The organism is Rhodococcus sp. NPDC058521, assembly GCF_042719695.1.
Taxonomy (GTDB): Bacteria; Actinomycetota; Actinomycetes; order Mycobacteriales; family Mycobacteriaceae; genus Rhodococcus_F.
This window is the reverse complement of the sequence record NZ_JBHXNL010000005.1, coordinates 277,080-299,965: the sequence shown is the minus strand read 5'-3', so window position 1 is coordinate 299,965 and position 22,886 is coordinate 277,080. Positions and strand designations below refer to the sequence as shown.

Here is a 22,886-nt window from a genome sequence, read left to right as displayed (position 1 = left end):
TCTCATCCGATGTCGCGTCGGCGGAAACCGGCGAACCCACAGGCGATCAGGGCTACGGCGAGCGCCGTCATCAGTGCGAGTGCACCCGCCGTCCCGGCCTCCACTGGCCCGGGCAGTCGGGGCGTGTGTTCGAACGGCGACAGGTTCATGACCGCTGCGGGGAGTCGCAGCGTCGGCCCGAGGATCGTCGCCACCGCGCATCCGGCGAACACGATCCAGACCACCGACGCGGCCCGCGGAATCACGCCGATGAGGACTACTCCGATCCCCAGTACGAGTCCGACGGCAGGGGCGTGTGCCAGAGCGGCCCATACCAACCGCGGTATCGCGGAGCCCTCACCGGTTCGGACGGTGTGCGCCACGCCCATTCCGAGGCCGCCCGCGACCAGAACCGTGACCGAGGTTGCCGCCGCAACGGCGAGGTGACTCGTCAGCCAACGCGGTCGTGAAAGGGCAGTGGCGAGGAGAATGTCCGCCCGCCCGGTCTGCTCCTCGGCGCGCGAGCGGAGGGCCCCGCCCAGTGCGCCGCCTGCGGCCACGACTGCGAGGAGAACTGCCGTCATGGCGAAGTAGGAATCGACGAGGTCCCCGCCACCGAAACCACCGATCAGATCGAGCATTGCTTCCGAACTCTCACCGAGGCGGCCGGCGTCGGCGCCGACGGCGCCGAATGCTGCGCCGAGTCCGAGAGCTGTTGCCGCCCATCCGATGATGGCCGGGCGGTGCAACCGCAGCGCGAGGCCGACGGGGGAGGCGAGGAAGGCGCCGCCCGTCGGATTGCCGGGGCGAGGTCGCACGAGCCCCGCCCCGAGATCTCGTCGCGCCTCGACGGCCATCGCCGCGGCGAACAGCAGGACCGCAGCGCCGACACAGACGAGAAGTGGCCACCAACGATTCGAATCGAAGGGATGGCTCGCCTGCGCCCAACCGAGCGGTGAGAACCACGAGATCGTCGAGTTTCCGGTCGCGTCGCCGACTGCTCGCACCGCGAACGAGGCCCCGAGAACGCCGCCCGCGATCGCGTAGGTGCCGCGCGTGCTCTCGGTGATCTGCGCTGCCAATGCGGTGACTGCCGTGAAGAAGATGCCGATGGCCGCAAGGGCGCCGCCGTAGACGACGGCGCCGGTCAGGTCTGCGCCGAAAATGACGAGTGCCGCCGCGGCACCCGTACCGATGACGAGGTTGGACAACAGTGACAGGCCGGTCACGGAGACGAGCATGGAGTGCGTGCCGAGTGCGCACGACCTCAGCAGTTCGAGTCGGCCCGATTCCTCCGCCCCTCGCGAATTGCGTGCGACCAGAACGATGGCGAACGCAGCGACGGCGAGTGCCACGTACCAACCGGCCTCGAACACGGTGATTCCGCCGAGGGTGGTCAGAGCAACGGGCGGACCGTTGAGTGCGTGTCCGACCGTGACCGTGCTCGAGACCGCAGCGTAGGCCGCGCGGTCGAGGGCGGTCGGGTACAGGCCGGCGATTCCGGCGGTGGCGCCTGCCACGAGGCCCACGATGGCGATCGTCCACGTGGCGAGCATCGTTCGGTTCACACGTGCGACGAGTGCGAACGTGACGGGGCTGTTGGTGACGGTGTTCATCGGACTGCTGCTTCGAGATCGCGCGTGTAGTGGTCCAGGAAGAGGGCCTCGAGCCTCGGTGGAGAACTCGACAGCGCGGTGATTCCGTGTGCGGCGACCGATTCCATCGCGAGGTCGAGATTGTCGGTGTCGACAGTGAAGGTGACCCGATTGTGGGGTCCGTCCGCTGTGACGACGTCGTGCACCCCAGGGAGCGCGGCGAGGCCCGTGATCGGGCGCGCCGTGGTCACGTCCACTCCGGTGCGCGCGAGGGCGCGCAGCGAATCGAGGCTTCCGGACTGCACGGTGCGACCGTCTCGGACGATGCTGACCGTGCTGCATAGTTTCTCGACTTCGCTCAGGATGTGACTGGACAGCAGGACGGTGCTGCCGCGCATCGACGATTCGGCAACCAGTTCGGTGAATACGTTCTCCATCAATGGATCGAGTCCGGACGTCGGTTCGTCGAGAACCAGAAGGTCCGGATCCGACGCGAAAGCCGCCACGAGCGCGACCTTCTGTCTGTTGCCTTTCGAGTACGTCGCACCCTTCTTGCCGGGGTCGAGTTCGAATCGTTCGACCAGTTCGTCGCGCCGTCGACGATCGACACCTCCACGCAGTCGGCACAGAACGTCGATGACCTCGCCGCCCGTGAGCGATGGCCACAGATTGACGTCTCCCGGCACGTACGCGAGTCGTTTGTTGATGGTGAGGGAATCGCGCCAGGGGTCGAGGCCGAACACCCTGGCGGTGCCGCCGTCTCGCCGCAGGAGCCCGAGCAGGATCCGGATCGTGGTCGACTTGCCTGCTCCGTTCGGGCCGAGGAAGCCGTGGACCTCGCCCTGGCCGACGGACAGGTCGAGGCCGGACAGGGCGCGGAAACGTCCGTAATTCTTCTCGAGTTCACGGACGTCGATGACGGGTTCTGCGGTGGTTGGCATGGCGTCCTCGCTAGAACGAATCCAGATCTGACAGTGACTTTCTAATGAGAGTGACTCTAGGCTCTCGTGGAGTGATTCTGCAAGTGACTTTCAGATTTTTTGTTCCGTGGGTAGCCTCGATTCGTGAGCGAGACCTCTACCGGCCCAGGATTGCGGGAACGCAAGAAGCTGCAGGCGATGCGCACCATTCAGGTCGTTGCGCTCGACCTCTTCGACAAGCACGGGTACGCGAAGGTGACCGTCGAACAGGTTGCCGCCGAGGCCGAGGTGTCACCGAGTTCGGTGTATCGATACTTCGGAACCAAGGAACGGCTCGTTCTGCACGACGAATACGACCCACAACTCCTGACGCTGCTGGCGACGGACAGCACTCCGATCGTGACGGCCGGAGATCTGTTGTCACGCATACGCACGATTGTCGCGGGAGTGCTCGATCACCTCGATCGCGAAGAACTCCGAAAAATCGAACGTCGAATGCGATACAGCGTGACAGAACCGGACGTACGTACGCGGATGGCGCGTGACGCGGAGGGGATCGCCGTTCAGCTACGTGAGCTGATCGCTCAGCGGTCCGGCGCCTCGCCGGAATCGCTCGAAATTCGAGTCGTCGTGGCGGCCGCACTCTGGGGGTTCCTCGGAGCCGTCGATCTGTGGGTGGAGTCCGATTTCGCCGAGTCCTTGGTGAGTCTCATCGACAGAACGATGGACATCCTTTCCCGTGGTGGCGACGTGGTGTTGGCGGGGCCCGTCTCCTGACCTCCCCGGCTCGCGCAACCGTCCGTCAACCGAAAACGACGAGGCACACCGCCACGAAGTGGCACAGTGCGGCAATCACCGTCGCGGCGTGGAAGAACTCGTGGTGGCCGAAAGTGCGCGGCCACGGATTGGGCCACTGGGCCGCGTAGAGCACGCCACCGATGCTGTACATGATGCCGCCCACGAGAAGCAGAAGCATCGGAGCAATGCCCACCTGGCGGACGAGTTCCGGGACAACGGGGACGATCGCCCATCCGAGAAGCAGATACAGGGGCACGCCGGCCCATCGCGGCGCCATGGGCCAGGCCATCTTCAGTGCAACTCCGCACAGAGCGCCCACCCATACGACGGTCAGAAGTAGGCGCCCCGTCGAGGCCGGAAGCGCGAGTAGACCGAAGGGGGTGTAGCTGCCGGCGATGAACAGGAAGATCATCGAGTGGTCGGCGCGCTTCATGCGCGTTCGGCTCGTCGCGGAGTGCCAATGGATCCGGTGATAGGTGGCGCTGATACCGAACATCGCGCACACCGTGGCGCAGTAGATGGTCGTGGCGATTGCCGCCTTCGTCGACACCTGGGAGGCGGTGACGGTGAGGACGGTGCCGGCAAGCACCCCGACGACGACCGCCCACAGGTGAATCCATCCGCGCAGGCGTGGCTTGAGGGGTATCAACGCATCCGCGAGAGGGCTGTCGGTGGTGGATGTCGTCATAGAAACCTACGGTAGCGTAGGTTTGGTGCGTGGCGCAGCGTCCGACGCCGGGCCGGTTCTCACTCGGCGTAGTCTCTCGTGTCATGGTGATGTCGCGGTGAGTGCACGGGGTCTGCTGTACAGCGTTTACGAGAGACGGCTCCTTCGTCGACTCGACGGACTGCAGCATCCTCGACACGTCGCCGTCATGTGTGACGGAAATCGCAGGTGGGCTCGCGAGAACGGATTCACCGACGTCAGTCACGGCCATCGCATGGGCGCGTTGAAGATCGCCGAACTGCTCGGGTGGTGCGATGCGGCCGGCATCGAGATGGCGACCATCTACCTACTGTCGACCGAGAACCTGCGTCGCGATCCGGAAGAGCTCGACACACTCCTCGAGATCATCACCGATGTCGTCGAAGAGATCTCCGGCTCGGACAAGAACTGGAGCGTCAAGATCGTCGGCGCACTCGACCTCCTTCCCGCCGAGCAGGCGCGCAGACTCCGCGAAGCTGCCCAGAGCACCGAAGGGCGTACCGGAACTCACGTCAACGTCGCGGTCGGATACGGCGGGCGCCAGGAGATCGCGGACGCCGTGCAGTCGCTGCTCAGCGAGAACCTGCTCGCCGGACTGTCCGGCGACGAACTGGTTCGGTCCATCACGGTGGAAGGGATAGGCGGACATCTCTACACGTCCGGTCAGCCGGACCCCGATCTGGTGATCAGAACTTCGGGGGAACAGCGACTGTCGGGCTTCCTGCTGTGGCAGAGCGCCTACTCGGAGATCTGGTTCACCGAGGCGTACTGGCCCGAGTTCAGACGAGTCGACTTCCTTCGCGCCCTGCGTGACTACGCCGCACGGCACCGCCGCTTCGGTGTATAGAGCTCCGGCTCGAAACTCGCCGTTCGGTGTATAGAGCTCCGGCTCGAAACTCGCCGTTCGGTGTATAGAGCTCCGGCTCGAAACTCGCCGTTCGGTGTATAGAGCTCCGCTCAAAGTTTGCGCAAACGCAGCCGGTTGATCGAGTGGTCGGCATCCTTGCGCAGAACGAGCGTCGCACGGGGTCTGGTCGGGAGAATGTTCTCCACCAGGTTCGGACGGTTGATGGTGTTCCAGATGTCCTTGGCCGCCATCGCCGCGTCCTTGTCGGACAGGTCCGCGTAGTGGTGGAAGTGCGCATCGGGATCGGAGAACGAGGTCGCGCGTAGCGCGAGAAATCGTTCGACGTACCAATTCTCGATGTCCTCGATGCGGGCGTCGACGTAGATGGAGAAGTCGAACAGGTCCGAGACCATCAGACGGGGTCCGGTCTGCAGGACGTTGAGGCCCTCGATGATCAGGATGTCGGGCTGGCGCACCAGGTGGTATTGCCCGGGAACCACGTCGTAGGAGACGTGCGAGTAGACGGGTGCAGCCACTTCTTCGGCACCGGACTTCACTTCGGTAACGAAACGTAGGAGCTTGCGCCTGTCGTAGCTCTCGGGGAAGCCCTTGCGGTGCATGATTCCCCGCCGATTGAGTTCCTTGCTCGAGTACAGGAATCCGTCCGTCGTGACGAGGTCCACTCGGGGGTGATGCTCCCACCGGGCGAGGAGCGCCTGAAGCACACGAGCTGCGGTCGACTTGCCCACCGCGACACTGCCGGCGACGCCGATCACGAAGGGGACCTGACGGTCCGGGTGGGTGTCACCGAGGAAGGTTGCCGTTGCGGCGAACAAGCGTTGCCGCGCAGCGACCTGCAGGTGGATCAGACGTGACAGCGGCAGGTAGACCTCGGCGACTTCCTCGAGGTCGATCTGCTCGCCGAGACCGCGCAGTCCGTACAGCTCTTCTTCGGTCAGGACCAGCGGAGTCGATTTACGAAGTGTCCGCCATTGCTTCCTGTCGAATTCGACGTAGGGGCTGGACTCACTCGAACGTGCCATCAGCCCTGCTCACAGTCGTCGGCAGACGTCAGTGAGCGTGCCATGCGTGTCCTCGCAAGTTGCGGTTGCATAGACGGATTGTGCTTTGTCGTGTGCACCGCCGTGTCGCCGGGGCGGTCTCCGCGCGTCGGGCGCGTTTGCCGCGCTAGGGTCGGAGCCCATGGAACCGGACCGTCTCGTGCGTGAATATCTGCTGCTCGGTTTGGCATTCGATCGATTCGAAGAAGGTTTCGTCGATGCCTACACCGGGGACCCGGAGCTGCGCAGACAGGTGGAGAACGCGCCGCGCCCGGACCCTCGGGATCTGGCGAAGCGGGCCGCGGAGTTGCGACGTGAATTGGCCGCGACGGATCTTCCGGCCGAGCGAGCTGCATTCGTCGACGTCCATCTGCGGGCACTCGAATGTTCGGGTCGAAAGTTCGCGGGCGAGGACGTCGGTTTCGTCGACGAGGTCGAGGCGTACTTCGACGTGCGGATCGCTCCCGGAGACGAGAACGAGTACCGCGAGGCGCATCGCCGGATGTCAGAGGTGCTGCCGGGCCCCGGTTCGCTGGCCGAACGGGTCCGGGCTCATCGGAGCGCCGACGAGATTCCGTCCGAGCGTCTGCACGAGTGCGTCGAAGCGTTCTCGAGTGCGCTGCGCGACCGAGTGCGCGACCATTATCCGCTTCCGGAGTCGGAGGTGGTCGAGTACGAGATCGTCGGTGACAAACCGTGGTCTGGATTCAACTACTACCTCGGCGACTACCGCTCGACCGTTGCCATCAATTCCGATCTGAAACAGCACATGGCGAATCTGCCAAGGTTGATCGCCCACGAGGCGTACCCGGGCCATCACACCGAGCACTGCAGGAAGGAAGCGGGCCTCGTCGGCGCAGGGCAGCTCGAGCAGACGATCTTTCTGGTCAACACCCCGCAGTGCCTGATGGCGGAGGGTCTGGCGGACCTTGCCCTCGAGTCGATCGTCGGGCCCGGGTGGGGATCGTGGGCGCAGGAGATCTACGCCGACCTGGGCCTGCGGTTCGACGGCGAGCAGGCAGAAAAGCTGTCGGCGGCATCGGGCCAGCTCCTCGGCGTGCGGCAGGACTCGGCGCTCATGCTGCACGATCAGGGACGCAGCCACGACGACGTCGTCGAATTCCTACAGCGGTGGACTCTTGCCACACCGGATCGCGCTCGGCAGATGCTGCGATTCCAGTCATCGTCACTGTGGCGGGCGTACACAAGCACCTACGTGGAGGGTTACCGGTTGCTCGGAGACTGGCTTGCGGAGGTACCCGTCGGACCCGCGCGCTCGGAGCGCTTCGGCCGCCTGCTCGACGAACCCCTGGTGCCCACCACTCTGCGTGGGGAGGCCTGACGGCGGCTGCCGCACGGGTGGGTTACCCACCGACAACCGCGGCTTCGTAGACTGGGGGCATCCATTTTCGCACCCAGCTTGGAGAAGCCTCGATGACAGCTGCGCCCGGTTCCGATGTCAACAACACCCCGCTCGCCGAACTCGATCCCGAGGTTGCAGCGGCCATGGCAGGCGAACTGGCCCGTCAGCGCGACACGCTCGAGATGATTGCCTCCGAGAACTTCGTGCCTCGCGCAGTTCTCCAGGCCCAGGGCAGTGTGCTCACCAACAAGTACGCGGAAGGCTACCCCGGCCGTCGCTACTACGGTGGCTGCGAGCACGTCGACGTCATCGAGGACCTCGCCCGTGAGCGTGCGAAGGAACTGTTCGGTGCCGAGTTCGCGAACGTTCAGCCGCACTCGGGTGCCCAGGCGAACGCCGCAGTGCTGATGGCGCTCATGAGCCCGGGGGAGAAGCTGCTCGGCCTCGACCTCGCGCACGGCGGTCACCTCACCCACGGTATGAAGCTGAACTTCTCCGGCAAGCTCTACGACGTCGCGTCCTACGGGGTCAGCAAGGAAGACCACCGCGTCGACATGGACGAGGTCCGCCGCATCGCGGTGGCCGAGAAGCCAAAGGTCATCGTCGCCGGCTGGTCCGCGTACCCGCGCCAGGAGGACTTCGCCGAGTTCCGCAAGATCGCCGACGAGGTTGGCGCCTACCTGTGGGTCGACATGGCGCACTTCGCCGGGCTCGTCGCAGCGGGCCTGCACCCCTCGCCCGTTCCGTACGCGGACGTCGTGTCCACCACCGTCCACAAGACACTCGGCGGCCCCCGCTCCGGCCTGATCCTCGCCAAGAAGGAATGGGCGAAGAAGATCAACTCCGCGGTTTTCCCCGGACAGCAGGGCGGGCCCCTCATGCACGCGATCGCGGCGAAGGCCGTGTCGCTGAAGATCGCCGGCACCGAGGAATTCAAGGACCGTCAGGCACGCACCCTGTCCGGCGCGAAGATCCTCGCTGAGCGTCTGACGGGCGCCGACGTGGCGGACAAGGGCGTCAGCGTGCTCACCGGTGGCACCGATGTGCACCTCGTCCTGGTCGACCTGCGTAACTCGCAGCTGGACGGCCAGCAAGGTGAAGACCTCCTGCACGAGGTCGGCATCACCGTCAACCGTAATGCGGTTCCGTTCGACCCGCGCCCGCCGATGGTCACGTCTGGCCTGCGCATCGGCACCGCAGCCCTCGCATCGCGTGGGTTCGGCGATGCCCAGTTCACCGAGGTCGCGGACATCATTGCGGCGGCACTTGCCGGTACCGCAGATGCCGAATCGCTGCGGGCCCGCGTCTCCAAGCTCGCCCTCGACTTCCCGCTGTACGACGGGCTCGAGGACTGGCGCCTCGTCTAGAAGCCTCCGCCACCTGTGAGCGGTCTGCGAGTCCCTGGACTCGCAGACCGCTCACAGGGGTGTTACCCGATGTTCACCGACACGCCCACCACGGGGGCGGCCGGAAGGGGCGAAACGCAGTACCGTCGGCAGTAACGAGCAGCGGGGAAGTTGCTTGTACGGGAGGTCCTGATCGTGACTGAAGAACTCAGTGCGAGGGGGCCGGCACCCGGCCCTCGTGTCATCTGACACCAGGGACGGACCGGTCCAGCGAACCGAGTCGACGCGGGTGCCGCGGCGACCCTAGGAGCCTCACGTGACTGCTACACGCTCCGTCCCTTCACGTACCGGACGCTCGACATCCACCTCATCGAAGTCGGCCCCGGTGCGGACGTACGTTCTCGACACGTCCGTGCTGCTGTCCGACCCTTGGGCGGTCACCCGCTTCGCCGAACATCGCGTGGTGTTGCCGTTGATCGTCATCAGCGAACTCGAAGGCAAACGGCACCATCACGAGCTCGGGTGGTTCGCCCGCGAAGCCCTTCGGATGCTCGACGACCTTCGACTCGAGCACGGTCGCCTCGATCAGGCGGTGCCCATCGGCACCGAGGACGGGACCCTGCAGGTCGAGCTGAATCACACCGACCCTTCGGTGCTGCCCGTTGGCTTCCGCACCGACAGCAACGATTCGCGAATTCTCGCCTGTGCGTTGAACTTCGCTGCCGAAGGTGCGGACGTCGTCCTCGTGAGCAAGGACATTCCACTGCGAGTGAAAGCAGGTGCGGTCGGTCTTCCCGCCGACGAATACCACGCCCACGACGTCGTTTCCTCGGGGTGGACGGGAATGGCCGAACTCGACGTTGCCCCGAACGACATCGACGATCTGTTCCGTGACGGCGCGGTCGACATCGACGACGCACGAGAACTGCCGTGCAACACGGGCGTTCGGTTGCTCGGCGGAACGTCGAGTGCGCTCGGCAGGGTTACCGCCGACAAGCGGGTGCAGCTCGTACGCGGTGAACGAGAGGCATTCGGGCTGCACGGGCGTTCCGCCGAGCAGCGAATCGCTCTCGATCTACTACTCGATGACAGCGTCGGAATCGTGTCGCTCGGCGGCAAGGCCGGAACCGGCAAGTCGGCGCTCGCGCTCACGGCAGGGCTCGAGGCGGTGTTGGAGCGGAGAACGCAGCGCAAGGTCGTCGTCTTTCGTCCGCTGTATGCGGTCGGCGGGCAGGAGCTCGGGTATCTGCCGGGCAGCGAGAGCGAGAAGATGGGGCCGTGGGCGCAGGCCGTGTTCGACACGCTCGACGGGTTGGCGAGCCCGGAGGTGATGGACGAGGTCATCAGCCGCGGAATGTTGGAGGTGCTGCCCCTCACGCACATTCGCGGACGCTCACTCCACGACTCCTTCGTCATCGTCGACGAGGCACAGTCGCTGGAACGAAATGTGTTGTTGACGGTCCTGTCTCGACTCGGAACCGGGTCCCGGGTCGTCCTCACCCACGACGTTGCTCAGCGTGACAATCTGCGTGTGGGACGCCACGACGGAGTGGCCGCCGTTATCGAAAAGTTGAAGGGGCACCCACTTTTCGCACACATTACGTTGACACGGAGTGAACGCTCTCCCATTGCTGCACTGGTGACGGAAATGTTGGAGGAGTTCGGCCCGACAGAGTGATTCGTTCCACTCCCAATCCCTGACCAATGTCACACCCGTTCGGTTCGTCTGAACGGGTGTGACATTCGTTCGCGCTGGGAGAGAATGCGTGTCGGCGATTGATATTGAACTGTGACAGACCCAGTTCGGACATATGTTTCGAGAAGTACCCGTTGCGGCCAATTGCACTCATCTTTGACAATTGACGCAATCTTGGGGTTAGGCTCATACCGCAATTGCCAGAAGCTGTCTGTCTGAAGGAGTAGGGGTTTTACGATGAACCGAATCACACGCCGAACCACCGGTCTGGCCGCAGCAGTTGCGCTCGGAGGACTGGTCCTCGTGGGCTGTGGCGATGACGATTCCTCGGCTGGTGACGCAGCTTCCAGCATCACCAGCCAGGCCGAGAGCGCAGCCAACGGCGCAGGCGAGTCGGGCGAGGCCGACGCCTCCGGTGAAGCCGGTGCCGAAGGTCAAGCCGGTGCCGAAGGTGAAGCCGGCGCAGCTGGTGAAACCAAGATCCCGACTGCCGGTGGCGAAGAAGTGACCGTAAGCGGTGACCTCGCAGCCAAGTACAACGAGCTGGGTGGACCCACGGGTTACCTCGGCGCACCGACCGGCGGCGAAGAAGAAGGTCCCAACGGCGGCAAGTCGATTGCCTTCGACGGCGGCACGATCTTCTGGAGCCCGGACACCGATGCGCATGTCGTTCAGGGGCGCATCCTCGAGACCTACACCGAGGGCGGCGGCGCGGGCGGCGAGCTCGGCTACCCGACCAGCGACGAGCACCCGATCGAGGGTGGCCTCGGCAGCGACTTCGCGAACGGTTCGATCACGTTCATCGACGACCAGACCGAGGTCGTGAACAACTAGTTCTCCGAAGACCGGGTGCCCCGCGACGTACAGTCGCGGGGCACCCGGCTTTCTGCTTCAGGAGCGCACGCTTCGGACAAGTCCGAGCAGCATCGCCCACGCGAAATTCTTTGCGCTGAAGTAGTCCCGCCACACCGCTATTCGCCCGTCTTCGATCTCGAACGTGCCGCACACCCAGAACTCCATCCGGAATCGGCGCCACTGCAGAACGTCGGTGCGTTCGGTGAGTACCGCGGATTCGGTGCCGGCGATGTGATGTAGTCGAGCCTCGAATCCGATGGAGTACCGCTCCATGCCATGCAAAATTCGATTAACCCGCCGTATGCCAACAATTTTCGGCAGCGATACGTTGTGCCACACGATTGTGGGGTGAAGGTGTGCTGTGGCCGCGTCTATCTCGCCCGTTTCGAGTGCCGACAGGAAATCGCGAACGACAGCAACAGTCTGTGTTCGTCCGTCCGGTCGATTCTGCGTTCCGTTCACTGATGTTCTCCTCGTTCGAATCGTCCCAGTCCGCCTTCGTCGAAGTATTCGAGGGTGACGGCATTGCCCGCGAAAGTCGCTTTCGACACGGTCCCCGGTGGTGCATTCTCGTTCGAGATCGTAAAGGTGAAGGTCTCGCCGTCCCAGTGTTCGAGTGGCCGACGTTCGCCGTCCGGTCCGATCACCAGGTAGAGCTGTCCAGCGTCGACCTCCACCCGTGCCGGACCCCAGTAGGGGTTCTCGTACGTTCCGGCATAGGTGTCGGGAGGTCGAGGCGGGGTAGGTGACGACGGAGCTTCCGCGCCGACCAGTTCTCCCTCGGGTTCGTTCATCGGTGCGAAGGCACCCGCGTACATGCTTCGCCAGTCCTCTCGGATCTCGCCGAACTGGACGAGGTCCGCGAACTCGGCCGTGAGGGTCTCGGGGAGACCGATCGGCGATCCGTTCGTCAGGGCGACGATCGCGACGTCAGCCGACGGGATTGCCATGAAATTGGTGGCCGCACCGAGTTGGAAGCCGCCGGAGTGGCTGATCGTCGTGCGTCCCGCAGCGCTTGTCGACACGTTGAACCCGTAGCCGTATGCGCCGGCGCGCGAATCGGGACTTTGTGCCGGGCTCGAAACGATCTGCGGCGTGATGGCGGGGAGGAGCGCGTCCGCGTCGACGATGTGGCGATCGTCCGCGGTGCCGTCGCCGAGCAACATCTTCAGCCACGCGGCCATGTCGTTCGCCGACGAGCTGACTCCACCGGCGGGGGATTGCGCGTCCGGCTGACGGGCGGTGTCGTGAACGTACTCCCCGTCGATCAACTGGTGTCCGACGGCGCGGTTCGGCCGGGCCTCGTAGTCGACGAAGCGGGAGCTCGTGGACGTCATTCCGAGCGGCTCGTACAGTGCGTCGTTCGACAGTGTCGCCCAATCCTTTCCTGCGGCCGCTGCAACCGACTCGGCAGCGGCTGTGACACCGAAGTTCGTGTACTCGTAGGTACTTCGGAAGGGAGTGAGTGGCAGCAGCCGGAGGCGTTCGAGGACTTGCCTTCGGTCGTACCCCAGGTCCTCGAGGCGATCGCCGGCGTGGTCGGGCAGCCCCGAGCGGTGCGCGTACAGGTCGGCGATGGTCAGGTGCTCCGTCACCCAGGGGTCGTTCAATGCGAACCAGGGCAGGTGTTCGGTTACCGGTGTGTCCCAATCGACGGTCCCGGTTCCGACCTCGTGCGCCACCACCGTCGCTCCGACCGACTTGGACACCGATGCCAGAGGGAAAACGGTGTCGGCGTCCACTGTTCGGTCAGCGCCCTCTTCCCGGACGCCGAAGCCCTTCGCGTAGACGGTCCGGCCGTCGTGGACCACGGCGACGGACATTCCCGGCACGCCGGAATCGGACATGAGTGAGTCGACCAGCCCGTCCAGTTCCGAGACTGCGTCATCGATCTGCCCGGCCGGAATCTCCACTCCGGCGACCGTGCCCGGGTCGGGAGGTGATGCATCTTCGGTCTGGTTCGGGGCTTGGCTGGTGCTGTCCGGCGTGGACTGCTCGGAAGTGCAACCGGCGGCCACGAGAGCCCCTGTGAGGGCCAGCGCACAGACGACTGGGAAACTGCGGTTCGTTCGCATCATTCGGCCTCGATCGGCGCTCAGTGTCCCCCGGTTCCTTCAGAGTATCGATCCGACACGATTGACCTGGATGTTTTCGGAGTAGTACCGATTTTTTGCGACCTGGGTCTCGTTCCGGACACTCGAGGCAAGTACGGTGTGCGGATGCCGACCGACATCAACGACTCACAGTTGCTCAGCGAACTCGCACCCGTCGTGCAGGAGAACCTGGATCGGCACATTGCTGCCGCAGATGGGTGGCAGCCGCACGAGTTCGTGCCGTGGGACAGCGGCAGGAACTTCGCCTTCATGGGCGGCGAGGACTGGGCACCCGAGCAGTCGAAGCTCAGTGATGTCGAAGCTCTCGCACTCACCGTGAGCGTCCTGATTGCCGACAACATGCCGAGTCACCACCGCGAACTCGCTCACGCGTTCGGCCTGGTCGGCCCGTGGTGGACCTGGGTCGGTCGTTGGACGGCCGAGGAGAACCGTCAGTCGATCGTGCTGCGTGACTACCTCGTGCTCACCCGTGCAGTCGATCCGGTGGCGCTCGAACGCGACCGTATGAAGCACATGGTGCGTGGATTCGATCTCCCCCCGATGCACCTCGCAGAGATGCTCGCGCACTCGGCGTTCGACGAGGCGGCAGCAGCGGTGCGTCACCGCAACACTGCGCGGCTCGGTTCGGACCCGCTCGTCGCCACCATCACAGACCGCATCGCGAAGGACGACGAGCTTCAGGCCACGTTCTACAGCAACCTCGTCGCGGCGGCCTTCGACATCGCACCCGACCAGACCATGATCGCCGTGGCGTCGGCGGTCGACCGGTTCGAGGTTCCACGAGTCGACCTTCTCGACGGTTCGGACAGCACGGCTCGCCTGGCCGAGGCCGGAATCTACGATCCGGCAAGGCAGAACCAGGATGTGTTCGCACCGCTGCTGCGGGAATGGTCGGTGGCCGAGCGCACGGGACTGAGCGACGACGCGGAACAGGCGCGACAGAAGCTCGCTGCCCTTCTCTGATTCAGTTTCGCTCGCAGGCCGGTGACCCCGGCCTGCGAGCGAAACCGATTCCGCTACTTTCGAACCTTCGCCATTTCGAGAACGTCGAGCCGCTTGTCGAGCTCTTCTTCGCTGAGCTTCTCGCCCACGAGTCCGCGGTCGACAACGGTCTGGCGGATGGTCTTCTTCTCCTTCAGGGCCTCCTTGGCCACCGCCGCGGCCTCCTCGTAGCCGATCGCCGAGTTCAGCGGCGTCACGATGGACGGGGACGACTCGGCGAGGGTCTTCAGATGTTCCTCGTTGGCGACCAGTCCGGTGATGCAGCGATCCGCGAACAAGCGGGACACGTTCGCCAGCAACGTAAACGACTCCAGGACGTTCCTCGTCATCATCGGGATGTACACGTTGAGCTCGAAGGCCCCACCGCCGCCACCCCATGCCACTGCGGCGTCGTTGCCCACCACCTGCGCCGCGACCTGGGTAACCGCTTCCGGTAGTACCGGATTCACCTTGCCGGGCATGATCGACGAGCCCGGCTGCAGATCGGGAAGCTGGATTTCACCGAGGCCGGTCAGGGGACCCGACCCCATCCACCGGACATCGTTCGCGATCTTCGTCAGCGAGATCGCAATAGTGCGAAGTGCGCCGGAAGCCTCGACCAGACCGTCCCGCGCAGCCTGAGCCTCGAAACTGTCGGTGGCGGGAACAAGTGCATCGACACCCGTCGACTCGACAAGCGCGGCAACAACCTTCGGACCGAACCCGTCCGGTGCGTTCAGTCCCGTTCCCACTGCAGTACCGCCGATAGGCAGCTCACCGAGGCGCGGCAGCACCGCCTGCACCCGTTCGATCCCCGCCTCGATCTGGCGTGCGTAGCCACCGAACTCCTGACCGAGGGTGACGGGTACGGCATCCATCAGGTGCGTGCGGCCCGACTTGACCACCGTGCGCCATTCCTGCGACTTGTCCAAGAGCGCGAGCCGCAGATGATCGAGCGCCGGGATCAACGTCGTGACGGCCGCTTCGGTGGCCGCGACGTGTGTTGCGGTGGGGAAGGTGTCGTTCGACGACTGAGACATGTTGACGTCGTCGTTCGGATGCACATCCACGCCGTTGTTCTTCGCGATGGACGCGATGACCTCGTTGGCGTTCATGTTGGAACTGGTGCCCGAGCCGGTCTGAAAGACGTCGATGGGGAACTGGTCGTCGTGGCCGCCCTCGGCGATCTCGTTCGCGGCGGCGATGATTGCGTCGGCCTTCTCGGCGTCGAGCAGTCCGAGATCCCGGTTGACCTTGGCACATGCAGCCTTGAGCAGTCCCATAGCGCGAATCTGGGTGCGTTCCAACGGCCGTCCACTGATGGGGAAGTTCTCCACGGCACGTTGTGTCTGCGCACGCCACAATGCATCGACGGGCACCCGAACCTCGCCCATCGTGTCGTGTTCGATCCGGTACTGCTGTTCGTTGTTGTCGCCCATGGCATCGAGGATGCCACGGGCGACAGCTGTGTGGGGACCTACCGAAAGCGACCGCCACCGATGATCGATCATCGGTGGCGGTCGCTTTCGTGATATGTCAGAAGGTCGGCGGTACCGCGTTGTCGTCGCCGTCGAAATCGACGGTCGAGTATTCACGGAGCTTCTCGAGCCGGTGGTATGCGTCGATCATCCGCACTGTTCCGGACTTCGACCGCATCACGATGGACTGCGTCGAGGCGCCGCCGCCGTAGTACCGCACGCCGCGCAGCAAGTCGCCGTCGGTGACACCGGTGGCGCAGAAGAAGACGTTCTCTCCGGAAACGAGATCTTCCGTGGTCAGGACACGGTCGAGATCGTGGCCTGCGTCGATCGCCTTCTGACGCTCGGCGTCGTCGGTCGGTGCGAGACGACCCTGCAGCGAGCCGCCCATGCAGCGCATGGCAGCGGCGGCGATGATGCCTTCCGGGGTGCCGCCGGTACCGATCAGCATGTCGGTGCCCGACTCCGGACGTGCCGCGGCGATCGCGCCGGCGACGTCACCGTCGGAGATCAGGCGGATGCGGGCGCCGGTCTCACGAACCTGCTGGATCAGTTCTGCGTGCCGCGGACGGTCCAGGATGCACACCGTCACGTCGGAGACCGAAGCCTTGCGGACCTTGGCGACCCGCTTGATGTTCTCGGACACCGGTGCCGTGATGTCGACGACATCGGCGGCCTCGGGGCCCACGGCGATCTTCTCCATGTAGAAGACTGCCGATGGGTCGAACATGGCGCCGCGCTCTGACACCGCGAGCACCGAGATGGCGTTCGGCATGCCCTTGGACATCAGGGTGGTGCCGTCGACAGGGTCGACCGCGAAGTCGCAGTCCGGCCCGTCGCCGTTGCCGACCTCTTCGCCGTTGAACAGCATGGGCGCTTCGTCCTTCTCGCCCTCACCGATCACGACGACGCCGCGCATCGACACACTGTGGACGAGCTTGCGCATCGCGTCGACAGCGGCTCCGTCGCCGCCTTCCTTGTCTCCACGGCCGACCCAACGACCGGCGGCCATCGCGCCCGCCTCGGTGACCCGGACCAGCTCGAGAGCGAGGTTGCGGTCGGGAATCTCGCGGCGACTCGACGTGCTGGCCGTCATGGGCGGTGCCTCCTGCTGAAGTCACGGTCGGCCGAAGGTGATCGGCCGGTTCGGATGGAATTCTTCGAAGATTGTCCCAGAAACGGACGCGCACCTCGCTGCTGGGTCACATTTCACGGGACCGAGAATCGTCGAACCCGCACCCACCCTGGATACTGGTACGCGTGGCATCTGAAAAACCCCGCATTCTGCAGAACAACCGCGACATGGTGTGGTCACTCGTACCGCTCGTGCTGTTCTGTGTGATCATCGCGGGAATCGCGAGTCAGTGCACGTTCAGCCCGGGGGGACCGACGAGTGGACCCATACCGAGCTTCGACGTCGATGCGGCGCTGACGTACGACGCGCGGGAACTCGGCTTCCCGATCCGGCACCCGGACGTGCCGGAAGGCTGGACCCCCAATTCCGGTAGCCGCGCGTTCGTGGGCGGGGGTGATTCGAGCACGGTCGGTTTCATCACGCCACCCGGCCGGTACGTGCAGCTGACGCAGAGTGACGCCGACGAAACTCCGCTCGTGACCTTCATCGCAGGAGAGCCGCGTACGGCCACGGGCAGCGAGGACATCGGTGGCAGGACCTGGGTTCTCTACGGTGGCGAGGGTGTCGAGCCGATCTGGACCTCGGATTTCACGCAGACGCGTATCGCGGTGACGGGCAGTGGATCGGACGAGGAGTTCCGAGAGTTGGCTGCCGCGGTTGGGGCGGCGGAGCCCCTCGACTCCTAGACTTCTTCGTCGTCGGAATGCGCGATCGCCTTCTCCACACGGGTCCGCGCGCCTTCGAGATGCTCTTCGCAACGCTTGGCGAGGGCCTCACCGCGCTCCCACAGGGACAGTGAAGCATCGAGGTCGAGGCCGCCCTGTTCGAGGATCTTCACGACGTCCACCAATTCGTCGCGGGCCGCCTCGTACCCGAGCTCGGCAACGGGTGTGGGGGTGTCGTTCTCTTCGCTCATCCGGCTACTTGTCCTTTCCCATCACCGCGGCGCGAACTGCGCCGTCGGCAACACGCACACGTATCTGAGTTCCAGGCGGGGCGTCGTCCACCGACCGCAGCACTTCTGGCTCTCCGTCCAGCACGACGCGTTGCACGACCGAGTAGCCGCGCGCCAGGGTCGCCGCAGGCCCGAGGGTCGTGAGGCGGGCGCGTAGGTGTTCGACGGTGGTGCTCTCCGCGGCGATCGCCCGCAATATGTCCCGCCTTCCGGCGCTGCGGAGTTGATCGATGTGATCGGCCCGATCGTCGAGTGCCCGCCACGGCGAGGCGAGGACAGGCCGGCTCCGCAGTTGCTCGACGAGGTGCGTTTCTCGTCGTACCCAGCTGCGTAGCGCCGCAGCACTGCGAGCCTGCAATTCCGAGACGAGGGCCTGTTCGGCCACCGCGTCCGGTACGACGTGTTTCGCGGCGTCCGTCGGGGTGGCCGCCCGCAGATCCGCGACATGATCGGACAGCGGACTGTCAGGTTCGTGGCCGATGGCGCTCACGACCGGTGTGCGGCACGCGACGATCGCCCGACACAGTGTCTCGTCGGAGAAGGGGAGCAGGTCTTCGACGCTGCCGCCGCCGCGGGCGAGGACAATGACATCGACGTGCGGATCGGCATCGAGTTCCTTCAATGCCTCGAGGATCTGCGGCACCGCGGTCGGTCCCTGGACCGGTGTGTTGCGGATCTCGAAGCGGACGGCAGGCCAGCGGCGTTGCGCGACACTCAACACGTCGCGTTCGGCAGCACTTGCTCGACCTGTGACGAGGCCGACGGTGCCGGGCAGGAACGGCAACGGACGCTTCAGTCGCGGATCGAACAATCCTTCTGCCGCGAGCAGGGCCCGCAAGCGTTCGATCCTGGCCAGGAGTTCGCCGACGCCCACCGCCCGGATCTCGGTGGCACGGAGCGAAATCGAACCCCGCCCCGTGTAGAAGGACAGCTTTCCGTTGACGACGACCCGACTGCCCTCGGTCAGCGGGACGAGCGAGTTCTGCAGCATCTGCGGCGAACACGTCACGGAGAGCGACATGTCCGCCGACGGATCACGCAGAACCAGAAAAGCGGTACGGGTGCCGGGGCGGGCATTGACCTGCGTCAACTGGCCCTCGACCCACACACTGCCGAGGCGGTCGATCCACTGGGCGACCTTCATCGACACCGTGCGGACGGGCCATGGCTGTTCGGCGGAGCTTGCTGCGGAGCTTGCCGATCGAGACTGAGCGGAGGTCACTTGGCCTTGGCGCTGGTGATCCGGTTGGTGAGCATGGTCTGGAACGGGGCGCGGCCCTGCGTGGCGTTCTCGTACTCCAACAGGGTGGACAGGTCCTCGACGGAAAGATTCCGGAGGCGAGCCCGCAGCTGAGCCAACGTCAGAGTCCCGTAGTCGAGGTAGACCGCGATCTCCGGCTCGGGCACCTTGCGAGGCTTCGGTGTGGCGGCGGGGGTCTTCGCCCCGTTGGTGGACGTCGGGGACGCGGGCGCGTCGTCGGGGCCCAGCGAATAGAGCGCGAACCGTCCTTGCGCCCCATTGCGGTCCTCGGGCTCGGGTGCCGGCGAGGGGGAGGGTTCGTCTTCGTCGAAGGACGCCCACTCCGGTTGTTCTTCCTCGTTCGTCCAGTGCACGAGCGCAAACGCCTGGTCACCCTTGATGGCCAGCGTCGTCATCGACTGTTGTACGCGCATGGTGGTCTGCAGGAACTGGCTGACCGCGGTCATGGGCAGAGTCACCGCGGTAGTAGGAAGCCGACGCGCTTCCTCGACGGCCGTGACGGCGATTCCGGCGGCGACACGTGCAGCAAACGGTGGACGAATCATGCCCACAGCCTGCCTGAATCACTCCGAATTTGGTAGCCGACGTGCCCAGTGCGTCGCCAACTACTGTGATCCGAGCGCCGTGAGTGTCCCCGGTACGGCGCTACCCGTAGTCTGGTGCCATGTCTTCTGCTGTTCCACTCACTGTGGGGATCACACGTTCGGCAGACGCGGGCGGCTCGCGCGCGGGCGGGGCGAAGCGAGTGCTGCTCGCCGAGCCACGCGGTTACTGTGCCGGGGTCGACCGGGCTGTGGAGACGGTCGAGAAGGCGCTCGAAAAGCACGGGGCGCCCATCTACGTCCGCAAGGAGATCGTCCACAACCGTCATGTCGTGGAGACGCTGAGCGACCGGGGTGTCGTGTTCGTCGACGAGACGGACGAGGTGCCCGAGGGTGCGCTGCTTGTGTTCTCCGCGCACGGCGTTTCCCCGATGGTCCACGAGTCGGCCGCGCAGCGTCAGCTCCGCACCATCGACGCAACGTGCCCCCTGGTCACCAAGGTGCACCAGGAAGCGAAGCGTTTCGCGCGAGACGACTACGACATTCTCCTCATCGGCCATGAAGGACACGAGGAAGTCGAAGGAACCGCCGGAGAAGCTCCCGATCACGTACAGCTTGTCGACGGCCCGGACTCGGTGGACGCCGTCGAGGTTCGCGACGAGTCCAAGGTGATCTGGCTTTCCCAGACCACGCTCAGCGTCGACGAGACCATGCAGACGGTGTCCCGACTGCGGGAGCGTTTCCCGGCTCTGCAGGATCCGCCCAGCGACGACATCTGCTACGCCACCCAGAACCGCCAGGTGGCCGTGAAGGCCATGGCCCCCGAATGTGATCTGGTGATCGTGGTGGGCTCACGCAACTCGTCCAACTCCGTGCGGCTGGTGGAGGTTGCGCTCGGGGCCGGTGCCCGTGCGTCGCACCTGGTCGATTACGCCCGCGAGGTGGATCCGGCCTGGCTCGAAGGAGTGCAGACCGTGGGCATAACGTCGGGTGCCTCGGTGCCGGAGATTCTGGTGACCGGCGTCATCGACCTGCTCGCGGAGCACGGTTTCCACGACGTCCAACCGGTCACCACTGCAAACGAGACCCTGGTGTTCGCCCTGCCCCGCGAACTGCGCGCGGCGCGGACCAGCTAGTCAGTAGCGCCGCTCGGACTCGAACGGCGGCTCGTAGCGATCCCGGTACCGCACCTGCGGTATCGGGTGCGCCGGCACTTCCGCGGAGGCTCTGGGGCGCGGACTCGGCTCTCGCCGCGGCGGAGGCTCACGGTGCGTGCGATCCGCGAACGGACGACCCGACGTAGCCTGGCCGCGCGGCGGCGGGGTGGCGGAGCGCCGTGGCCGGGTCGGACGGCCATCGTTCGCAGGGGCGGAGGCGCGGCGACCCTGCCCGACCGGGTCCTTCGACGAATCGCGGCGAGGTGGGCGTCCGGCGCTTCTGGGCGTGCTGTTCTGATGTGTCGACTTTTCTTCCCGTGCCGAGCCGGACCGGGTGGTGCCGCGGCGGCTCGGGGCGCCGTCTCGCTCGGAGCGGGGCGTGCGACGACGTGTCGAGGGGCGTGCGGGTCCGTTACGGCGCTTCTGAAGCAAGAATATCCGTGCACCGCAGATCGCCACCGCGACGATCGTGGCAGCCAACATCACCGGAAAACGATTGACCAGTGGATATGCCACGTTGATGGCGATGTCCCTGATGCCCGCCCCCATGCCGTCGCCGATCAGCGTCTGCGCGATGGGAACGCCGACGAAGAGAATCAGGGGCGGCTGCACCATTGCCGTGAACAACGCACGGTTGCTGGCGGCCACTGCAGCGCCGACACAGCCGAGGAAATAGAAGGTCGAGAAAGCGGCGGTGAGTTCGGAGCCTCGGGCGGCGTCGACCAGAAAACCGACGGCCGTGACACCGGCGCCGAGCAATACGACGCCCCACCAGGGAAAACCGGGAACCGTCGTGACAATCGACTGCTTGTCGAGCGGCACGCCGGAGCGAGCACGTTGGGTTGCAGACACACAACGACACTAGCGGCTACCGGCTAACTAGCTTCGTTGGCGTGACCGTGTGAGGCCGAAAGATCTGCGAGATTCGTTCGCCGCGGCCACGAATCCACCGCGCTGACCTCGGAGATCTCGCCCTCGAAGAGATCGAGGTCGTTCAATTTGCGCGCGGTGACGGTGACACGCGACTCCATCGAGGCCACCGTCGAGTTGAAGGAGTCGACGGCCTTGCCGAGTTGGCCGCCCAGTTTGTCCAGGTGACCACCGACGATGCCCAACCTGCCGTACAGCTCGCGGCCGAGTTGATGGATCTTCGCGGCATCTTCGGAGAGCGCCTCCTGGCGCCATGTGTGCGCAATGGTGCGTAGGAGGGCTATCAGTGTGGTCGGGGTGGCAATGATCACGTTTCGTGAGAACGCATGCTCGAGAAGGTCCGAATCGGCGCACAGGGCAGCATCGAGGAACGGATCACCCGGTACGAACAGGACGACGAACTCCGGGGTGGGGTCGAAGGACTCCCAATACCGCTTGTCGGCCAGCTGATCGATGTGCGTGCGTAGTTGCCTGGCGTGCCGGACCAGATGGCGGTCTCGTGCTGCCGGATCCTCGTCCTGTGCGGCGTCGAGGTAAGCCGCGAACGGCACCTTGGCATCGACCACGATCTGCTTTCCGCCCGCCAGATACACCAAAAGGTCGGGTCGGGTTCCGTCCTTGCTAACCTGAGTGTCGAAATCGCAGTGCCGCACCATGCCGGCGAGCTCGACGACGCGCTCGAGCTGGATCTCACCCCACCGTCCGCGAACTTGCGGTGCACGCAGGGCGGTGACGAGCTGACCGGTCTGGGAGGAGAGCGTCGCAGACGTGCGGTGCATCCCCGCCACCTGTTCGCTGAGACCGGCGTATGCACATACCCGATCACGCTCGACGTGGTCGACCTGTTGGGCGAGCGCCCCCACAGCTTCGTGTAGCGGGCCGACGAGCCGCGAGATCTGGTCGCCGATGGCTCCCGAATGCCGGCGCGCGGATTCCTCGTTGACGGCGCTCAGCGATTGGCGCAGGAGCCGCTCGTTGTCCCTCAGCGCAGAGAGCTGAGCTTCTGCCCGGGCAGCTCGATCACCCGCGCGTGCGGCGTGGAACAGCCAGCCGACCACCGATCCCAAGACGAGGGCGACGAGCATTCCCAGTGCCGTGAGTGCATTCATGAGACGGATGATGCAACAGGGCACCGACAGTCGATGTGGGACGCACCACGGGGGTGAG

At 65.1% G+C, this 22,886-nt stretch carries 22 protein-coding genes; 9 read left to right on the top strand and 13 right to left on the bottom strand.

Annotated features, from left to right (window positions below; translation table 11 throughout):
- Nucleotides 1-2: 2 nt before the first annotated feature.
- The gene (locus tag ACFWO3_RS11320) at nt 3-1,595 is read right to left on the bottom strand and encodes an ABC transporter permease (protein WP_378577272.1); all 1,593 of its coding nucleotides are present in this window, start codon (nt 1,593-1,595) and stop codon (nt 3-5) included.
- Nucleotides 1,592-2,515, bottom strand: coding sequence for an ABC transporter ATP-binding protein (locus ACFWO3_RS11315; RefSeq protein ID WP_378577270.1), 924 nt, complete (start codon nt 2,513-2,515; stop codon nt 1,592-1,594). Before ACFWO3_RS11315 ends, ACFWO3_RS11320 begins: the two co-directional genes overlap by 4 nt.
- Nucleotides 2,516-2,638: 123 nt before the next feature.
- Here ACFWO3_RS11315 and ACFWO3_RS11310 point away from each other — a divergent pair, with 123 nt between their 5' ends.
- Complete coding sequence (locus ACFWO3_RS11310; RefSeq protein ID WP_378577268.1) at nt 2,639-3,271, top strand: TetR/AcrR family transcriptional regulator; 633 nt, start codon at nt 2,639-2,641, stop codon at nt 3,269-3,271.
- Between the two features lie 25 nt (nt 3,272-3,296).
- Here the strand turns inward: ACFWO3_RS11310 and ACFWO3_RS11305 are convergent, their stop codons facing one another.
- Entirely contained in the window at nt 3,297-3,980 is a 684-nt protein-coding gene (locus ACFWO3_RS11305) for a hemolysin III family protein (protein ID WP_378577265.1), read from the bottom strand.
- 97 nt (nt 3,981-4,077) lie between these two features.
- Between ACFWO3_RS11305 and ACFWO3_RS11300 the strand changes: the two genes are divergently transcribed.
- Nucleotides 4,078-4,845, top strand: a complete 768-nt coding sequence (locus ACFWO3_RS11300) for an isoprenyl transferase (protein WP_378577263.1) — start codon at nt 4,078-4,080, stop codon at nt 4,843-4,845.
- 110 nt (nt 4,846-4,955) lie between these two features.
- On the opposite strand, the gene coaA is transcribed toward ACFWO3_RS11300, so the two are convergent.
- Entirely contained in the window at nt 4,956-5,888 is a 933-nt protein-coding gene (gene coaA, locus ACFWO3_RS11295; protein WP_378577261.1) for a type I pantothenate kinase, read from the bottom strand.
- Between the two features lie 160 nt (nt 5,889-6,048).
- Between coaA and ACFWO3_RS11290 the strand changes: the two genes are divergently transcribed.
- The 4 genes from ACFWO3_RS11290 to ACFWO3_RS11275 all read left to right on the top strand — a co-directional run bounded on the left by ACFWO3_RS11290 (nt 6,049) and on the right by ACFWO3_RS11275 (nt 11,145).
- Nucleotides 6,049-7,248, top strand: coding sequence for a DUF885 domain-containing protein (locus ACFWO3_RS11290; RefSeq protein WP_378577259.1), 1,200 nt, complete (start codon nt 6,049-6,051; stop codon nt 7,246-7,248).
- Between the two features lie 92 nt (nt 7,249-7,340).
- Nucleotides 7,341-8,636: a serine hydroxymethyltransferase gene (glyA, locus tag ACFWO3_RS11285; RefSeq protein WP_378577257.1), complete on the top strand. Its 1,296-nt coding sequence runs from the start codon at nt 7,341-7,343 to the stop codon at nt 8,634-8,636.
- A gap of 295 nt (nt 8,637-8,931) precedes the next feature.
- The gene (locus tag ACFWO3_RS11280) at nt 8,932-10,293 is read left to right on the top strand and encodes a PhoH family protein (protein WP_378577255.1); all 1,362 of its coding nucleotides are present in this window, start codon (nt 8,932-8,934) and stop codon (nt 10,291-10,293) included.
- Between the two features lie 255 nt (nt 10,294-10,548).
- The gene (locus ACFWO3_RS11275) at nt 10,549-11,145 is read left to right on the top strand and encodes an esterase (RefSeq protein ID WP_378577253.1); all 597 of its coding nucleotides are present in this window, start codon (nt 10,549-10,551) and stop codon (nt 11,143-11,145) included.
- A gap of 57 nt (nt 11,146-11,202) precedes the next feature.
- Here ACFWO3_RS11275 and ACFWO3_RS11270 read toward each other — a convergent pair whose 3' ends face one another.
- Both ACFWO3_RS11270 and ACFWO3_RS11265 read right to left on the bottom strand, forming a co-directional pair.
- Nucleotides 11,203-11,628 (bottom strand): limonene-1,2-epoxide hydrolase family protein, encoded by a 426-nt coding sequence (locus ACFWO3_RS11270; protein WP_378577251.1) that lies wholly within the window; start codon nt 11,626-11,628, stop codon nt 11,203-11,205.
- Complete coding sequence (locus ACFWO3_RS11265; protein WP_378577363.1) at nt 11,625-13,241, bottom strand: serine hydrolase; 1,617 nt, start codon at nt 13,239-13,241, stop codon at nt 11,625-11,627. Before ACFWO3_RS11265 ends, ACFWO3_RS11270 begins: the two co-directional genes overlap by 4 nt.
- 144 nt (nt 13,242-13,385) lie before the next feature.
- On the opposite strand from ACFWO3_RS11265, the gene ACFWO3_RS11260 reads away from it, so the two are divergent.
- Complete coding sequence (locus ACFWO3_RS11260) at nt 13,386-14,243, top strand: acyl-ACP desaturase (RefSeq protein WP_378577249.1); 858 nt, start codon at nt 13,386-13,388, stop codon at nt 14,241-14,243.
- 53 nt (nt 14,244-14,296) lie between these two features.
- Here ACFWO3_RS11260 and ACFWO3_RS11255 read toward each other — a convergent pair whose 3' ends face one another.
- Together ACFWO3_RS11255 and glpX are read right to left on the bottom strand one after the other, a co-directional pair.
- Complete coding sequence (locus tag ACFWO3_RS11255; protein ID WP_378577247.1) at nt 14,297-15,700, bottom strand: class II fumarate hydratase; 1,404 nt, start codon at nt 15,698-15,700, stop codon at nt 14,297-14,299.
- 97 nt (nt 15,701-15,797) lie between these two features.
- Nucleotides 15,798-16,835, bottom strand: a complete 1,038-nt coding sequence (glpX, locus tag ACFWO3_RS11250) for a class II fructose-bisphosphatase (RefSeq protein ID WP_378577245.1) — start codon at nt 16,833-16,835, stop codon at nt 15,798-15,800.
- Nucleotides 16,836-16,999: 164 nt separating this feature from the next.
- Here glpX and ACFWO3_RS11245 point away from each other — a divergent pair, with 164 nt between their 5' ends.
- Nucleotides 17,000-17,560 (top strand): DUF4245 domain-containing protein, encoded by a 561-nt coding sequence (locus ACFWO3_RS11245; RefSeq protein WP_378577243.1) that lies wholly within the window; start codon nt 17,000-17,002, stop codon nt 17,558-17,560.
- On the opposite strand, the gene ACFWO3_RS11240 is transcribed toward ACFWO3_RS11245, so the two are convergent.
- Genes ACFWO3_RS11240 through ACFWO3_RS11230 form a run of 3 tightly spaced genes read right to left on the bottom strand, consistent with a single transcriptional unit; the run spans nt 17,557 to nt 19,635 of the window.
- On the bottom strand, nt 17,557-17,790 hold the full coding sequence (locus ACFWO3_RS11240) for an exodeoxyribonuclease VII small subunit (RefSeq protein ID WP_378577241.1): 234 nt from the start codon (nt 17,788-17,790) through the stop codon (nt 17,557-17,559). The genes ACFWO3_RS11245 and ACFWO3_RS11240 overlap by 4 nt on opposite strands.
- Nucleotides 17,791-17,794: 4 nt before the next feature.
- On the bottom strand, nt 17,795-19,051 hold the full coding sequence (gene xseA / locus ACFWO3_RS11235; RefSeq protein WP_378577239.1) for an exodeoxyribonuclease VII large subunit: 1,257 nt from the start codon (nt 19,049-19,051) through the stop codon (nt 17,795-17,797).
- The gene (locus ACFWO3_RS11230; protein ID WP_378577237.1) at nt 19,048-19,635 is read right to left on the bottom strand and encodes a lipid droplet-associated protein; all 588 of its coding nucleotides are present in this window, start codon (nt 19,633-19,635) and stop codon (nt 19,048-19,050) included. Before ACFWO3_RS11230 ends, xseA begins: the two co-directional genes overlap by 4 nt.
- A gap of 119 nt (nt 19,636-19,754) precedes the next feature.
- On the opposite strand from ACFWO3_RS11230, the gene ACFWO3_RS11225 reads away from it, so the two are divergent.
- Nucleotides 19,755-20,768, top strand: a complete 1,014-nt coding sequence (locus ACFWO3_RS11225) for a 4-hydroxy-3-methylbut-2-enyl diphosphate reductase (protein ID WP_378577235.1) — start codon at nt 19,755-19,757, stop codon at nt 20,766-20,768.
- Here the strand turns inward: ACFWO3_RS11225 and ACFWO3_RS11220 are convergent, their stop codons facing one another.
- Both ACFWO3_RS11220 and ACFWO3_RS11215 read right to left on the bottom strand, forming a co-directional pair.
- On the bottom strand, nt 20,769-21,641 hold the full coding sequence (locus ACFWO3_RS11220; protein WP_378577233.1) for a DUF6542 domain-containing protein: 873 nt from the start codon (nt 21,639-21,641) through the stop codon (nt 20,769-20,771). It lies immediately after the preceding gene.
- A gap of 23 nt (nt 21,642-21,664) precedes the next feature.
- Nucleotides 21,665-22,828: a DNA recombination protein RmuC gene (locus ACFWO3_RS11215; protein ID WP_378577230.1), complete on the bottom strand. Its 1,164-nt coding sequence runs from the start codon at nt 22,826-22,828 to the stop codon at nt 21,665-21,667.
- Nucleotides 22,829-22,886 lie beyond the last annotated feature (58 nt).